A 13,984-nucleotide genomic window follows, 5' to 3' on the forward strand; every position below is an offset into this window, starting at 1 on the left:
ACGCAAACGAGAAAGGAAAGCACCATGGCACAGTTTGAGTCAGCCTCCGCCTGCATCCGCTGCAACAAGGAGGACGTCGCCAACGTGGTCCTCATGCCCGGCGACCCCCTGCGCGCAAAGTTCATCGCAGAGACCTACCTCGAGAACCCCGTCCTGTTCAACGACGTGCGCAACATGCTCGGCTACACGGGCACCTACAAGGGCAAGCGCATCTCCGTCATGGGCTCTGGCATGGGCATCCCCAGCATGTGCCTCTATGCCCATGAGCTCTATACGCAGATTGGCGTCGACGCGATCATCCGCGTTGGCACCACCGGCGGCCTTCCCGAGGACCTGCACACCGGAGACATCGTGATTGCCATGTCCGCCGCCACCAACTCCAACATCGCGGCCCTCTACGACTCGCCCGTCAAGCTCGCCCCGACGGCCGATTGGGGCATGCTCAAAGACGCGGTCAACAGCTGCGAGGAGCTTGGCTATAGCTATCGCGTAGGGCAGGTCGTCTCCTCCGACGTCTTCTACAACCCCCGCGAGGACGCGCCCGTGCGCTACAAGGACCTCGGGCTTCTCTGCGTCGAGATGGAGACCGCCGGCCTCTACATCGAGGCGCAGACTTCCCACAAGAAGGCCGTCTCGGTTCTCTCCGTCTCTGATACCTTCTTCACAGGCGAGTCGCTTACCGCCGAGGAGCGCGAGAAGAGCTTCACGCAGATGATGGAGGTCTCGCTCGAGACCGCTTGGAAGAACGCCGAGTAGCTCTGGCTTTCCCGATTGGCACAATTGGAAGATGCCCCGCGCGGCTAAGGCCGTGCGGGGCTTTTTCATGCCACGGCAGCGAGGCCTTCAGCCGCGCCCGCGAAAAGCAAGGGCGCCCCCGCACACGCGAGGGCGCCCAGGACAGACGCTTAAGAGCAATCGGCAAGGGCAGCTAGTCAAGCTCGCCTTGGCTCATGACCTTGAACCCAGCTTGCTCGAGCTTGAAGACGGCCGAGGCGGCCTTGCCAGGGTCGGCTACCTTGAGGGCAAACACGGCATTGCCGTCTTGGTGTGAGAAGCAGTATCCGTACTCGATGTCGATGTCAGCGTCATCGAGCGTCTCGAGCAGCTCCGCAAGGCCGCCCGGTCGGTTGGGGACGCCAATGGCTGCCACCTTCGTGATCGTGGAGGTGTAGCCAGCTTTGTCGAGCGCGGCCTTTGCGTCCTCGGCCTCGTTGCAGATGATGCGCACCAGGCCGTAGTCGGTGGTGTCGGCAATGGAGAGAGCGCTCATGTTGATGCCCGCGTCGGCCAGGCAGCGGCAAAGCGACGCCAGCCGGCCGCGGTCGTTCTCCAGAAAGACGGTGATCTGATTAATCATTACTTGATCGTCCTCCTCTTGTCTATGACGCGCTTTGCCTTGCCGGTGCTCCTCTGGATTGACTTGGGCTCGACGAGGCGAACCTTGATTCCAACAGAGAGCTCCGTCTTCATGCGAGCAGAGATCTGGCGCTGCAGGCGCTCGATGGCGCCCGTAGAGTCGATGTCAAAGCCGGGGTTGACCTCGGCCTTCAGCGTCACGATGTCAAGCGAGCGCTCGTCGGTGTCGACCTCGATCTGGTACCAGCTGGACACCTGGTTGAAGGTCTTCATGACGTCTTCGATCTGGGACGGGAACACGTTGACGCCACGGATGATCAGCATGTCGTCGGTGCGCCCGTGCAGGCGGTCGATGCGACGGTGCGTGCAGCCGCACGCGCAGTCGCCCGGGATGATGCGCGTGATGTCACGCGTGCGGTAGCGCACGACGGGGCAGGCCTCGCGGTCGACGGTCGTAATGACGAGCTCGCCCCACTCGCCTTCGGGAAGGACCTCCCCCGTCGAAGGGTCGATGATCTCGGCAAAGAAGTGGTCCTCGGCAAGGTGCAGGCCGTTCTGCTCGAGGCACTCCACGGCGACGCCAGGTCCGCCCGTCTCGGTAAGGCCGTAGATGTCAAGCACCTTGTAGTTGAGCTTGCGCTCGAGCTCGGCGCGAAGGTTGTCCGAGAAGGGCTCGGCGCCGTGGATGCCGGCGCGAAGGTGGAACTCCTCGGCGGGGTCGATGCCCATCTCGAGCGCGGTGTCAGCGATGTGCATCGCGTAGCTCGGCGTGCAGCAAAGGATCGTGGAGCCCATGTCGCGCAGGATGCGAATCTGGCGCTCGGTGTTTCCGGCTGAGGTGGGAATGACGGTTGCGCCGGAATGGATTGCGCCGTAGTGGGCGCCGAGGCCGCCCGTGAAAAGGCCGTAGCCATAGGCCACCTGCACGATGTCGTCAGGGCCGCCGCCCGCAAACTTGATGCCGCGGGCAAAGCAGTCCGCCCAAAAGTCAAGGTCATAGTTGGTGTAGGCGCCGACGGTCGCAATTCCTGTTGTGCCCGAGCTCATGTGGATCTCGCGAACGTCGGACATGGGCACGGCGAGCATGCCATACGGATAGTTGTCGCGCAGGTCCTGCTTGGTCACGAAGGGGGCGGAGGACAGCTCGGAGAGGTCCGAGAAGGAATATGGGTCAAAGCCGGCGTCGTCAAAGCTCTTCTTGTAAAACGGGATGTTCTCGTAGCACCTGACGAGCGTCTTCTTGATTCCCTCGAGCTGAATTTGCTCTATCTGGTCGTGCGGCAGGCGCGTTGCGTCCTGCCCTGTTTGCTCCTTTGCCATTGAAGGCCGCCTTCCGAAGTGTCACTTGTTCGCGTGGCCAAAGGGTAACACAGCAAAGAAGCACTTCGCGCATCACATCGCCCGGCGAAACACGCTCGCCTTGAAACAGTCTTGCTCAGTGGCAGTACAGGAAGCGCAGCCCAGAAGGTCCCTCCTTGTAACGAGAAGCACGCTTTTCGCTCCCCTTAGCGCAAGTTGTGCGAAACTGGATGTCATCAGTTGCCTGTCAGGAAGGCAGGCTAAATTAACCCCGATAAGAGAGGGAGCGACCATGCTGAGGATTGGTCTTCTCACCAGCGGCGGAGATTGCCAGGCGCTGAACGCAACGATGCGAGGCATCGTCAAGACGATCTACCGCAACGCAAAGGAGCCCGTAGAGGTCTACGGCTTCGAGGACGGCTATCAAGGTCTTATCTACGAGCGCTATCGCATGCTTGACTGGGCTGACTTCTCGGGCATCCTCTCGCAGGGCGGCACCATCCTGGGCACCAGCCGCACGCCCTTCAAGCTGCTTGACACCCCCGAGGCCGACGGCGTCAACAAGGTCGAGGCCATGAAGCACACCTACAAGAAGCTCAAGCTCGACTGCCTGTTCATGCTTGGCGGCAACGGCTCAACCAAGACGGCAAACCGCCTTTCCGAGGAGGGGCTCAACGTCATCGCCCTGCCCAAGACCATCGACAACGACACCTGGGGCACCGACAAGACCTTCGGCTTCACGAGCGCCATCGACGTCGCCACGCGCTGCATCGACGACATCCACACGACCGCGAGCTCGCACGGCCGCGTGTTCGTGATCGAGATCATGGGCCACAAGGTCGGCTGGATCCCGCTCTACGCTGGCGTTGCTGGCGGCGCAGACGTCATCCTCATCCCCGAGATCCCCTATGACATGGACAACGTCGTCAAGGCCATCGACCAGCGCGAGAAGGACGGCGGCCGCTTTGCCATCGTCGTCTGCGCAGAGGGCGCCATCACCAAGCAAGAGGCGGCCATGCCCAAGAAGGAGTACAAGAAGAAGGTCGCGGCCCGAGTGAAGCCGTCCGTCGCCTATGGCATTGCCGACGAGATCGCCAAGCGCACCGGCCGCGAGGTTCGCGTTGCCGTTCCGGGCCACACCCAGCGCGGCGGCCAGCCCGACGCCCAGGACCGCATCTTTGCGACGCAGTGCGGCGTCGAGGCCGCTCTCGGATGCCTCGAGGGCAAGTATGGCTACATGATCGCGTCCGTGAACGGCAAGATGGTACGCGTTCCGCTCAAGGACGTCGCTGGCAAGCTTAAGTACGTCGATCCCAAGAGCGACCTCGTTCGCGAGGCGCGCGCCCTGGGCATCAGCTTCGGAGACAAGTAAGAGCGGCGCCTGCGCCTCCCGGGCGCGGCGCCGGCCACGGGAGGCCAGGCAATGTCAACGTTCCTTCAAAAGAGTCCCATCTTTGGTCCTGTTCTGAGCAGGCGCTTCGGCGTCTCCCTAGGCGTCAACCTGATGCCCGCAAGCGGCAAGATTTGCACCTTTGACTGCCTCTATTGCGAGGACGGCCTGAATGCCGAGCGCAGGACGAGGGACACTTACGTCACCATGGACGTGCTCGCGCCCGCCCTCGAGAGGGCCCTTTCCGGCATAGCCGAGCGCAAGGAGGCGCTTGACGAGGTCTGCCTTGCAGGAAACGGCGAGCCCACGGCATCGCCCATCTTTCCCCAGGCGGTCGACCTTTGCCGCACGCTCATCGACCGCTACGTGCCCTCAGCCAAGCTCGCCGTGCTCTCAAACGGCACTATGGCTTCGCGGCCCGAAGTCCATGACGCCCTCATGCGCGTTGACAGAAACGTGCTGAAGCTGGACACGGTGGACCCCGACTACATAGCCCTTCTCGACCGCCCGCAGGTACCCTATGACGTGCATAAGCAGGTTGAGGCCTTCGCCTCGTTTGGCGGCCACGTTATCATCCAGACGATCTTCGTGCGCGGAAGCTATCAAGGCGCAAGCCTCGACAACACCGACGAGGCGCACGTGAGCGCATGGCTCGACGCAGTGGAGAAGATCGCCCCCGAGGCCGTCACCGTCTACACGATTGCACGCGACACCCCCGTCTCGGGCATCGAGAAGGCTCCTCGCGAGGTTCTCGACGCAATTGCCAACCGCGTGCGCGCGCTTGGGATTCCCTGCTCTGCCTCGTACTAGGAGGCCATCATGTGCGAGCTCTTCGCGATTAACGCAGCGGAGCCCATAGAGGCCAACCGCTACCTGCGCGAGTTCTATACCCATAGCCATGACAACCCCCACGGATGGGGGCTCTCGTGGCGCGATGACGAGGATGGTGCCGCCGACCCTGACGCCGACGTCGTGCTGTTTCGCGAGCCCAAGCCTGCCTATGAGTCCGACTTGGTGCCGCAGCTGCTCTCCCAGCCCATCCGCGCGCGCCGCCTTGAGGCGCACATACGCTTCTCAACCTGCGGGGCGCAAAGCGTCGAAAACTGCCACCCCTTCTTGGGGTCAGACATCTCAGGGCGCGAGTGGACCATGATTCACAATGGAATCCTCTTCAACGAGGAGCTTCTCGCAGGCTACGAGCAGCGCGAGAAGGGCGAGACCGACAGCGAGCGCACGATGCTCTTCTTGCTTGACGTGCTCAACGAGGCGGCCTTGCGCTACGGCCAGCTTGACTTTGACACGACCTTCCAGGCCCTCTCAGGTGCGCTCTCGCAGATCTCGAACCTCAACCGCCTGAACTTGATCCTTGATGATGGCACGTACACCTACGTGCACACGAACACCTCAGAAGACACGCTGCACTACCGCCAGCTTTCCGACAGCTCGATCGTCTTCTCCACAAAGCCGCTCGGCGGCGAGGCGGAGGCGGCCATGTGGCATCCCGTGCCCAAGAACCGCCTGATTGCCTATAGGAACGGCAGGCTCATCCAGACCTCAGCCCCTCATGGATACACGTTTTGCGAGGCCATACTCGAGCTGCGTCGCAAGTTCGGTGACGCTTGGACGGAGGTCGTCGCCTCGTAGCTTCACAGTCCTTTCATCTGCTAGGCTTAGACGTTATGACAACGTCGCGGGCACTTTCGTCCGCTGAGCACTAAGGCAGTGAGCATGGACCTAAGCCAAGCTATCGAACAGGCAAATTCAATCGTTATCCCCGGCTTTCTCGTGGGAGACGACGCGCTGACGCAAGAGCGCGAGAAGAACGAGGAGGCCATTCGCCTTCTGACCGACGCTTGGATGTCGGCCCCTGCTGGGCGCGAGCCCTTCTCGTTCGACCTCGTCCTTGACCTTGCCGACAGGAACCGCGACATCTGCGACCGCTACGGCATCGAGCGGCTAAGAAACACGCAGGGACTCAACTTGGCGCGGCGCCTCTCCGACGCGGACCTCGTGCACGGCGTGGCGGTGCTTCAGGGGCGCTCTGACGAGGAGGTCGCACGTACTGCCGGAGCCGGCATCCCAGACTTGAACATCGCCTACGTCGAGGCGCCCATTCGCGGCAACGTCGTCGGCATCGACATCGAGACCTCAGACCGCGAGCCCGATCGCGGCTACATCATCAACGTCGGTCTTGAGTTCATGAGCCTAACGCCCAATGCAAAGCCCACGAACCCCTTCTCGGGCTATTGCGGAATACCGGAGATGTACGCCGAGAAGGGCGTGCCTCTGGACTTTGTGCACCATATCAAGTGGAGCGACCTTGAGGGCAAGAAGCCGCTGAGAGAGAACGCAAAGCTGCAGAAGGCCATCCTTGCTGCTCTCGAGCTGTTTCCCTTCATGGCGCACAACGCTGCCTTCGAGGACTCTTGGTTCATGCTCAACATCAAGGGATACGCAGAGGCAAGAAAGGCGCGGCGCGTGGTGCCCATCGACACGCGCGACATCTGCAGGCGCGTCGACCCTGAGGTAAGGACCCTGCCGCACGACAGCCGCCCCGCCGCGCTCGAGAACTGGGCGCGTCGGCGAGGGACGCTCTCTGCAGCCGAAAACGAGAAGCACCTTGGGCTCGAGGACGTTGACCTCATGCTCGCGACCGTGCAGGCGGAGTTCTCCGAGCGAAAGATGTTCCCTGGGCAGCGAGAGGAAGCGCAGAGGGCATGACGCTCCAGCAGCTACGCTATCTCATCGCAGTCGCCGACGCGGGGTCGATCAATTCCGTGGCAAAGAGCCACTTCATCTCGCAGTCAACGCTCTCCACCTCAATCAAGTCGCTTGAGGAAGAGATGGGGGTCACCGCGTTCATCCGCACGAGCCGCGGCATCGAGCTCACTGCAGACGGCGTCGAGCTCGTGGCCTATGCGCGACAGGTCGTCGAGCAGGCGGAGCTCATGGAGCAGCACTTCTCCCGCAGCGATTCCAAGGAGCGCGAGCGGCTTTTGGTGTCATCGCAGCACTACGCCTTTGTCGTGCGCGCGTTCATCTCGTTTGTGTCAGAGCGAAGGGCAGCTGGCAAATCGATTGCGGACTACACGCTGCGCGAGACCCGAACGCTCAACGTGATTGACGACGTGCGCAACTTCCGCTGCGACGTGGGCATCCTCTTCCTGAGCACCTACAACGAGCGCGTGCTCAGAAGCAAGCTGGACGAGGGCAAGCTGAGGTTCTCGTCGCTCTTTAGGGCACGACCCCACATATTCGTGAGAGAGGGCCACCCGCTTGCGCGCAAAGGGCGCGTGAGCGCACAAGACCTCTCGAAGTACGTCCGCTACGGGTTTGAGCAGGGCCCTAGCGCCTCGCTCTTCTTCTCAGAGGAGCCGCTGGCGTCGCTTCCCTGCACGGACCGCATCACGGTCAGCGACCGCGCGACCATGACAAGCCTGCTCAGAAGCTATGACGGCTATCTGGTGTCCACAGGCGTGCGATCTGACGAGATGCTCGATGGCATCGTGGCCGTGCCGGTAGACGTCGACGAGGTCATGAACGTCGGCTACATCACCAGCAAGGAGCGCAAGCTCGGCCCCCTTGCGCAAGGGTATCTCGCCACACTCGAGCGGGTCGTCTACGACATGCGCGACGAAAACGAGCTCGTTCCCTCCAAAGAGGTCGTCAGGTCTTGCAAGGACAGCGATGAGCAGAAATCAAAGCACAGCGGTGAGGCAGGTTCCATCCAATGAGCGGAAACAAGCTGAACAGAATAATTCGACGGCTGAAGGCGCGCATTGCGCTTGACAAGCGCACCTTCATCATCTACTCGGTGCTCAGGCTTCTCGTGCTTGTCACCCTCATCCGCTGCATCATGACCCAGCGCTGGGAGGGAGTTGCCATATCGGTCCTCGTGCTCGTGCTCTTCCTTGTCCCCTCAATCATCGAGAGCGCCGCTCGCGTGGACATCCCCCCCCTTTTCCAGACGATCATCTACGTGTTCATCTTTGCGGCGGAGATTCTCGGAGAGATTGACCACTACTACGTCCTGATTCCCGGCTGGGATACCGTGCTTCACACCTTGAACGGGTTTCTCTGCGCTGCCGTTGGCTTCTCGCTCGTCGACCTCTTGAATCGCTCCAGCGACAAGATCACGCTTTCCCCCACATACGTGACCATCGTCGCATTCTGCTTCTCGATGACCATCGGCGTGCTCTGGGAGTTCTTCGAGTTCGGCTTCGACACGTTCTTTGGCATGGACATGCAGAAGGACACCATCGTGAATGCTTTCTCGTCAGTAGCGCTTGACCCCACAGGAGAAGGCAACCGCGTCCGCCTTGAGAACATTGCCTCCACGGTCATCACGACGGCATCCGGAGAGACGACCACGATTGCCGGCTACCTGGACATCGGCCTTCTCGATACGATGAAGGACCTGTTCGTTAACCTGATAGGCGCCATCGCATTCTCCATCGTGGGGTATCGCCATCTGAAGCGAAACGAGAACGGCAACTGGGCGGACGGCCTGCACGTTCAGCCCGTCTCCGACGAGCGCTACGAGGAAGAGGAGAAGAAAATCAGCCAGATTGAGAAGGCCTACCGGTCTCGGAGAAAGAAAAAGAATCGGTCCTAGCCCAGCTCCCCAAACAGCCCAAGAAGCTCCATGCGGGAGCGCGCGCCGGTCTTGTGGTAGATGTTGGACAGATGCTTGCTCAGCGTCGAAGGACGGATGCAAAGTGTTTCGCAGATATCCTCGGTGCCTGCTGCCTTGCTAACGAGAGAGACGATCTCTGTTTCACGCTTGGTGAGGTGATACTGAAGCGACTTGCGCTCGATTGCCAGCTTCCTTCCCTTGTCCGATTCGTGCTGCTCTATCTCGTAGCACTTTGATTCCAAGGTGCTCAGAAGAAGCTCAAAGATATAGAGGTCGCGCGTGGAGAAGTCTCCGCTCGTCTTATCGCGATAGATGCTCATGACGGCAAGAGAGTGGTCGCAGTAGACAAGGGCAGCCGTGAGACCGAAATAGATGTTTTGGGGCTTCCAGAGTCTTAGGTAGGTCTCCGAGCGCTCCCAAGCCGATTCTGACACGACGTCAGAATGCCTATAGATCGAGCTCGTTGGCATGAGGAGCCTCTGAACCCAATGGATGTTGTCCGAGCAGTCAAGCTTTCCTGCAAGGTAATCGTTGATGATGGCCATCGACTGGTCGTCATAGCGATAGGTCACGGGGTTAATCGCCCGGACCTGCCCGCTTTCCCGCACGGCTTGGAAAACGACCCCCTTTTCGTAGGTAATGAGGTTTTGAATCTGCTGCAGGAACATCATCGAGAGAGACTCAAAGGTGCTGCAGCTGCAGAGGCGTCTAGTCATTTGCAGCAGGTAGCGCCACTCGTCGTCTGAAAGCTTGTTTCTCATTGGAGCCCCATCCCTTGGTATAGCAATGATTTGCTAGCTTTTACGTATTAAATACCTAATGCCTTCTCATGGTTCACTAAGATACTGCGCTTGAAGAATGGTCTCCACAAAGCGCTTTTGTCATCATCGACAAGCGGACGTACAAGCCGCGAGTAAGGAGACATACATGAAGAACTATTTCGACCTTTCCGGGCAAGTGGCTGTCGTGACCGGAGCCTCAGGCGGGCTTGGTCTGCAGATGGCGAAGGCGTTCGCGAACCAGGGCGCGTCCCTTGTCCTGATGGCCAGAAGGATTGACCTGCTCGAGAACAACGCGAAGGAAATCCAGGAGAAGTATGGCGTGAAGGTCCTGGCCGTCCAGTGCGACGTCAGCCAAACAGACCAGGTGAAATCTGCCGTCAATAATACCATGGAGACCTTTGGGCGCGTAGACATCCTGCTGAACGATGCAGGGATTGGCGGCGGCGCCCCCGCAACCGAAGTTACCGACGAGCAGTTCAAGAGAGAGCTGGACGTCGACCTGTTTGGCTGCTTCGTGTGCGCTAGGGAGTTTGCCAAGGAGATGATCAAGGCAAAGTACGGTCGCATCATCAACGTGGCCTCGGTCTTCGGCCTCGTGGGCAACCTCATCAGCCCCCTCTCTCCCTACCATGCGGCAAAGGGAGGCGTGGTGAACCTGACCCGTGCGCTTGCCGACGAGTGGGGCAAGTACGGCATCACCGTCAACGCCATATGCCCCGGCCCGTTCGTGACCCCACTCACGAAGGAATGGATGTCGACGCCCGAGTTCCAGGCCTTCGTGAAGGCGTCGTTCCCCGTGCAGCGTCTTGGCCAGGAGGGCGAGCTCGACACGTGCGCGCTGTTCTTGGCGTCGCCCTACTCCGCGTTCGTCACCGGTCAGAACATTGCCGTCGACGGAGGCTATTGCGCAGCCTAGGCAAATGCCCCATCGAAGGACGAGAAGGCAAACCTCGCCGTCCCGCATGAGAAACCGCACCTAAAAAAGCTCCCCCGCAGCCCAAACAAGCTGCGGGGGAGCCTGCCTTCTCTATGCCATCTGGGATCTGGGCTACATGAGCTCCGTCACGTTCTTGGAGAACTCGACCGGGTCGTCAATCGGCAGCCCCTCAACGAGAAGCGCCTGGTCATAGAGGATGGAGCCGAGGAGCTTCAGGCGATCCTTGTCGCCAGCCTCCTCTGCCGCGACGAGCTTGCCAAAGACGGGGTGGGCCGCATTCAGCTGAAGCACGCGGCTTGCCTTGGGAGCGGAGCCAGCGTCGGGACCTTGCGAGATGACGCGCTCCATCTCGAGGGAGACGGGACCCTCGGCGGCAACGGTTGCGGGGGCGTCACCCAGACCAGCTGTCACGCGCACGTCAGTGACCTTGTTCTTGAGGTCTTCCTTAAGGTCGTCGATGAGCTGCTTGTTCTCCTCGGTTGCTTTGTCAGCCTCTTTCTTCTCGTCCTCGGTCGACAGGTCAAGGCCAGCGGCAGTGACGTTGACAAAGTTGAGGTCACGCGGGTCGGTGCCCTTATTCTCGGAGTCGCCAGCGGTCCCGTCGACGTGGTAGTGCTGCATGACCTGGAACATGAACTCGTCGACGTCTTCCGTGCAGAGAAGCACGTCGTAGCCATGCGAGAGGGCGGAGGAGACGGCGGGGATCTTCTCCAAGCGGTCACGAGAGTCGCCCGCGGCATAGTAGATCTTGTCCTGGTCGTCCTTCATGCCGTCGACGTACTCCTTGAGCGTCTTCTGCTTGCCGTCGCGCGCGGACCAGAACAGAAGCAGGTCGGCAAGCTCGTCGGCCTTCGAGCCATAGGAGTTGTAGATGCCAAACTTAAGCACGCGGCCGAAGTTGTTGAAGAACTTCTCGTACGCCTCGCGGTCGTTGTCGCGCATGCTCTCGAGCTCAGAGGTAACCTTTTTCTCCACACGGCGCGAGATGGCGCGCAGCTGGGAGTTGTGCTGCAGCGTCTCGCGCGAGATGTTGAGCGTGATGTCGGGGCTGTCGACGATGCCGCGCACGAAGCCGTAGTACTCAGGAAGCAGGTCGGAGCACTTGTCCTGAATCAGGACGTTGGACGAGTAGAGCGCAAGGCCGCGCTCGAAGTCCTTGCTATAGAGGTCATAGGGCTTTTCGGAGGGAATGAACAGCAGCGCGTCGTAGCTGAGGGCACCTTCGGCATGGAAGCTGATTGTGCGCTGCGGGTCTGCCCAGTCATGGAAGGTGGACTTGTAGAACTCGTTGTAGTCCTTCTCTTCGACCTCAGACTTCGACTTCTTCCAGATAGGCGTCATCGAGTTGATTGTCTCGAGCTCCTGGTAGTCCTCGTACTCGGGCTTGTAGTCGTCGCCAGCGTCCTCGGGCTTTGGCTTCTCGCGGCTCTTGGTCACCATCATCTTGATGGGATGGCGCACGTAGTTGGAATAGCGCGTGACGAGGTCGCGGATGCCCCACTCGGAGAGGTAGCGGTCAGTGTCGTCATCGTCGTCAGAGGGACGCAGATGGAGCGTCACGATAGTGCCGTGGTCGTCGGGACCATCGAGGACTCCAGGCTCGGCAGGCTCTACGGTATAGCCAGTCACGCCATCGGACGTCCAGCAATACGCTTGGTCAGAGCCATAGGCGCGGCTGACGACGGTGACCTTGTCCGCGACCATGAAGGCAGAGTAGAAGCCCACGCCAAACTGGCCGATGATGTCCATGTCGTCGCCCTGGTGCTCGGCATTGGCCTCCTTGAACTGCTCGGAGCCAGAATGGGCGATGGTGCCCAGGTTCTTGTCGAGCTCCTTGTCGGTCATGCCGATGCCGTTGTCGGCAACGCTCAAGGTGCGGGCGTCCTTGTCGAAGGACAGCGTGATCGCAAGGTCGTCCTGGTTAATCTTCACGTCGGGATTGTTGACGCTCTCGAAGCTCAGCTTGTCGAGCGCGTCGGAGGCGTTGGAGATGAGCTCGCGCAGGAAGATCTCCTTGTTTGTGTAGATGGAGTTGATCATCAAATCAAGAAGCTTCTTGCTCTCTGTCTTGAATTGCTTCATGTAAGCCTTTCCTTTCGAAGCCATCAGCCCAGCACGGGCGTTCGCATATTCCGTCATTCGATGTACCCGACGCACAAAGGTCTAATCCAAAGACTGTAAGAAAACCTAATATAGACGCACTTAAATTTTGTACCCATGCCTCGAGCGTCGCTCGGCCGCGCGCGATGAACGTATAGAATCTGATGTGAAACCGATTGCGAAACTGACCCATCAAGCTGGGATTGATTGAAAGAGGCGCGCATGAAGCTTTTTGCCTATTCGCTGAGGGAGTATGACGAGCTTGGATTCCTTGAGGACTGCGCGAAGGAGCGTGGATTCGAGTTTGGATGGACAAGCGACTATCCGACGTTGGACAACGTCGGGCTTTGCAAGGGCTACGATTGCCTCTCAATCATCACGAATCCCATGACGCCACGGCTTCTTGACGCCTATCACGCGCAGGGAATCAAGAGCATCGCCACGCGATCCATAGGGTTCGAGCACATCGACGTTGAGCACGCTCGTTCTCTTGGCATGCGTGTCGCTCACGCCGCCTACCCGCCCGAGGGCGTCGCAAACTATGCGATCATGCTCATGATGATGGCCATGAGAAAGGTGAAGCTCATCGAGCGGGCCCAGGCATATCAGGAGTTTGGCCTGAAGGGAAAGATTGGCAAGGACATCTCGTCTGCCACCGTCGGCGTCATTGGCACGGGAAAGATTGGTGCCACCGTCGTTCGCCATCTGTCCGGGTTTGGCTGCAAAATCTTGGCATGCGACCCATACGAGAAGGACGAGGTGCGCAAGTGTGCCACCTACGTCTCTTTGGACGAGCTGCTTACCTCTTCCGACGTGATCACCCTTCACGCTCCCGGAAGCGCCGAGAACCACCACATGATCGATGCCAACGCCATTTCTCGCATGAAGCGCGGCGTCGTGATAGTGAATGCGGCGCGTGGCTCCCTGATTGACACCGACGCGCTCGTCAGCGGCCTTGAGAGCGGGCAGGTTGGCGCGGCGGCGCTCGACACGATCGAAAACGAAGCGGGTCTCTATTACCTTGACCGCAGCAGGGACATCCTCCCCAACCGAGACAGAGCCGTCCTTGACGCGCTTCCCAACTGCATCGTCCTGCCCCACATGGCGTTCTACACCGCGACCGACGTCCGCCACATGGTGGAGAGCAACGTTGACGCCCTCATGGCGTTCGACCGCGGAGAGGACAGCGCTCTCGAGGTGAAGTAAGGCTCAAGGCAGCCTACCATTGAAAGCCGTCCACACAGCCTGCCAGCCGAAAGAGGAACGCCATGACGACGATCGTCGACGAGTCAAGCCTTGACGCCTACCTGCTAACCCCCGACTGCCCGCAGTGCGGCTCGGAGGACGTCGTCTGCATAGTGATATGGCTGCCCAAATTCAGACACGTTTGAAGCCGAGCTAACGAAAGCCCTAGGATGTGCCGAAAGGCACGGAAGGGCTATTGCCATGAGCAAGACGACGAGAAGGAAGTACGACCCCAAGTT

13 protein-coding genes are annotated in these 13,984 nt (G+C 60.0%); 9 read left to right on the top strand and 4 right to left on the bottom strand.

Annotated elements, in window-relative coordinates; genetic code table 11:
• The first annotated feature begins 24 nt into the window (after positions 1 to 24).
• A complete protein-coding gene (gene deoD / locus ACOYJL_RS02255; protein ID WP_433568582.1) occupies positions 25 to 756 on the top strand; it encodes a purine-nucleoside phosphorylase in 732 nt (243 codons plus the stop codon).
• A 172-nt stretch (positions 757 to 928) separates the two neighbouring features.
• Here the strand turns inward: deoD and ACOYJL_RS02260 are convergent, their stop codons facing one another.
• Entirely contained in the window at positions 929 to 1,357 is a 429-nt protein-coding gene (locus ACOYJL_RS02260; protein ID WP_433568583.1) for an ACT domain-containing protein, read from the bottom strand.
• Positions 1,357 to 2,676 carry a phenylacetate--CoA ligase family protein gene (locus ACOYJL_RS02265; RefSeq protein ID WP_433568584.1) on the bottom strand — a complete coding sequence of 440 codons (1,320 nt, stop codon included), beginning with the start codon at positions 2,674 to 2,676 and terminating at the stop codon, positions 1,357 to 1,359. The genes ACOYJL_RS02260 and ACOYJL_RS02265 overlap by 1 nt, the downstream gene beginning before the upstream one ends.
• 271 nt (positions 2,677 to 2,947) lie before the next feature.
• Between ACOYJL_RS02265 and ACOYJL_RS02270 the strand changes: the two genes are divergently transcribed.
• From ACOYJL_RS02270 to ACOYJL_RS02295, 6 genes are all read left to right on the top strand, one after another.
• Complete coding sequence (locus ACOYJL_RS02270) at positions 2,948 to 4,027, top strand: 6-phosphofructokinase (protein WP_433568585.1); 1,080 nt, start codon at positions 2,948 to 2,950, stop codon at positions 4,025 to 4,027.
• A gap of 51 nt (positions 4,028 to 4,078) precedes the next feature.
• The gene (locus ACOYJL_RS02275) at positions 4,079 to 4,855 is read left to right on the top strand and encodes a radical SAM protein (protein WP_433568586.1); all 777 of its coding nucleotides are present in this window, start codon (positions 4,079 to 4,081) and stop codon (positions 4,853 to 4,855) included.
• Between the two features lie 9 nt (positions 4,856 to 4,864).
• The gene (locus tag ACOYJL_RS02280; RefSeq protein WP_433568587.1) at positions 4,865 to 5,689 is read left to right on the top strand and encodes a class II glutamine amidotransferase; all 825 of its coding nucleotides are present in this window, start codon (positions 4,865 to 4,867) and stop codon (positions 5,687 to 5,689) included.
• 84 nt (positions 5,690 to 5,773) lie between these two features.
• Positions 5,774 to 6,766, top strand: coding sequence for a 3'-5' exonuclease (locus ACOYJL_RS02285; RefSeq protein WP_433568588.1), 993 nt, complete (start codon positions 5,774 to 5,776; stop codon positions 6,764 to 6,766).
• Positions 6,763 to 7,779 (top strand): LysR family transcriptional regulator, encoded by a 1,017-nt coding sequence (locus tag ACOYJL_RS02290; protein ID WP_433568589.1) that lies wholly within the window; start codon positions 6,763 to 6,765, stop codon positions 7,777 to 7,779. The genes ACOYJL_RS02285 and ACOYJL_RS02290 overlap by 4 nt, the downstream gene beginning before the upstream one ends.
• Positions 7,776 to 8,660, top strand: a complete 885-nt coding sequence (locus tag ACOYJL_RS02295; protein ID WP_433568590.1) for a hypothetical protein — start codon at positions 7,776 to 7,778, stop codon at positions 8,658 to 8,660. Before ACOYJL_RS02290 ends, ACOYJL_RS02295 begins: the two co-directional genes overlap by 4 nt.
• On the opposite strand, the gene ACOYJL_RS02300 is transcribed toward ACOYJL_RS02295, so the two are convergent.
• Positions 8,657 to 9,442, bottom strand: a complete 786-nt coding sequence (locus ACOYJL_RS02300) for a response regulator transcription factor (protein WP_433568591.1) — start codon at positions 9,440 to 9,442, stop codon at positions 8,657 to 8,659. The genes ACOYJL_RS02295 and ACOYJL_RS02300 overlap by 4 nt on opposite strands.
• Before the next feature lie 166 nt (positions 9,443 to 9,608).
• Here ACOYJL_RS02300 and ACOYJL_RS02305 point away from each other — a divergent pair, with 166 nt between their 5' ends.
• A complete protein-coding gene (locus ACOYJL_RS02305; protein ID WP_433568592.1) occupies positions 9,609 to 10,379 on the top strand; it encodes an SDR family NAD(P)-dependent oxidoreductase in 771 nt (256 codons plus the stop codon).
• A gap of 132 nt (positions 10,380 to 10,511) precedes the next feature.
• Here the strand turns inward: ACOYJL_RS02305 and htpG are convergent, their stop codons facing one another.
• Positions 10,512 to 12,482: a molecular chaperone HtpG gene (gene htpG / locus ACOYJL_RS02310; RefSeq protein WP_433568593.1), complete on the bottom strand. Its 1,971-nt coding sequence runs from the start codon at positions 12,480 to 12,482 to the stop codon at positions 10,512 to 10,514.
• A 240-nt stretch (positions 12,483 to 12,722) separates the two neighbouring features.
• Between htpG and ACOYJL_RS02315 the strand changes: the two genes are divergently transcribed.
• Positions 12,723 to 13,706 carry a D-isomer specific 2-hydroxyacid dehydrogenase family protein gene (locus tag ACOYJL_RS02315; RefSeq protein WP_433568594.1) on the top strand — a complete coding sequence of 328 codons (984 nt, stop codon included), beginning with the start codon at positions 12,723 to 12,725 and terminating at the stop codon, positions 13,704 to 13,706.
• Positions 13,707 to 13,984: the final 278 nt, after the last annotated feature.

Source organism: Tractidigestivibacter sp. (genome assembly GCF_050946515.1).
In the GTDB taxonomy this organism is placed as follows: Bacteria; Actinomycetota; Coriobacteriia; order Coriobacteriales; family Atopobiaceae; genus Tractidigestivibacter.

What these genes read in the sequence shown, in the direction of transcription:
- ACOYJL_RS02300 (WP_433568591.1), bottom strand. Translation starts at nt 9,442, where the DNA reads ATGAGAAACAAGCTTTCAGACGACGAGTGGCGCTACCTGCTGCAAATG.
- ACOYJL_RS02265 (WP_433568584.1), bottom strand. Translation starts at nt 2,676, where the DNA reads ATGGCAAAGGAGCAAACAGGGCAGGACGCAACGCGCCTGCCGCACGAC.
- ACOYJL_RS02260 (WP_433568583.1), bottom strand. Translation starts at nt 1,357, where the DNA reads ATGATTAATCAGATCACCGTCTTTCTGGAGAACGACCGCGGCCGGCTG.
- ACOYJL_RS02285 (WP_433568588.1), top strand. Translation starts at nt 5,774, where the DNA reads ATGGACCTAAGCCAAGCTATCGAACAGGCAAATTCAATCGTTATCCCC.
- ACOYJL_RS02295 (WP_433568590.1), top strand. Translation starts at nt 7,776, where the DNA reads ATGAGCGGAAACAAGCTGAACAGAATAATTCGACGGCTGAAGGCGCGC.
- ACOYJL_RS02315 (WP_433568594.1), top strand. Translation starts at nt 12,723, where the DNA reads ATGAAGCTTTTTGCCTATTCGCTGAGGGAGTATGACGAGCTTGGATTC.
- ACOYJL_RS02305 (WP_433568592.1), top strand. Translation starts at nt 9,609, where the DNA reads ATGAAGAACTATTTCGACCTTTCCGGGCAAGTGGCTGTCGTGACCGGA.
- deoD (WP_433568582.1), top strand. Translation starts at nt 25, where the DNA reads ATGGCACAGTTTGAGTCAGCCTCCGCCTGCATCCGCTGCAACAAGGAG.
- ACOYJL_RS02270 (WP_433568585.1), top strand. Translation starts at nt 2,948, where the DNA reads ATGCTGAGGATTGGTCTTCTCACCAGCGGCGGAGATTGCCAGGCGCTG.
- htpG (WP_433568593.1), bottom strand. Translation starts at nt 12,482, where the DNA reads ATGAAGCAATTCAAGACAGAGAGCAAGAAGCTTCTTGATTTGATGATC.
- ACOYJL_RS02275 (WP_433568586.1), top strand. Translation starts at nt 4,079, where the DNA reads ATGTCAACGTTCCTTCAAAAGAGTCCCATCTTTGGTCCTGTTCTGAGC.
- ACOYJL_RS02290 (WP_433568589.1), top strand. Translation starts at nt 6,763, where the DNA reads ATGACGCTCCAGCAGCTACGCTATCTCATCGCAGTCGCCGACGCGGGG.
- ACOYJL_RS02280 (WP_433568587.1), top strand. Translation starts at nt 4,865, where the DNA reads ATGTGCGAGCTCTTCGCGATTAACGCAGCGGAGCCCATAGAGGCCAAC.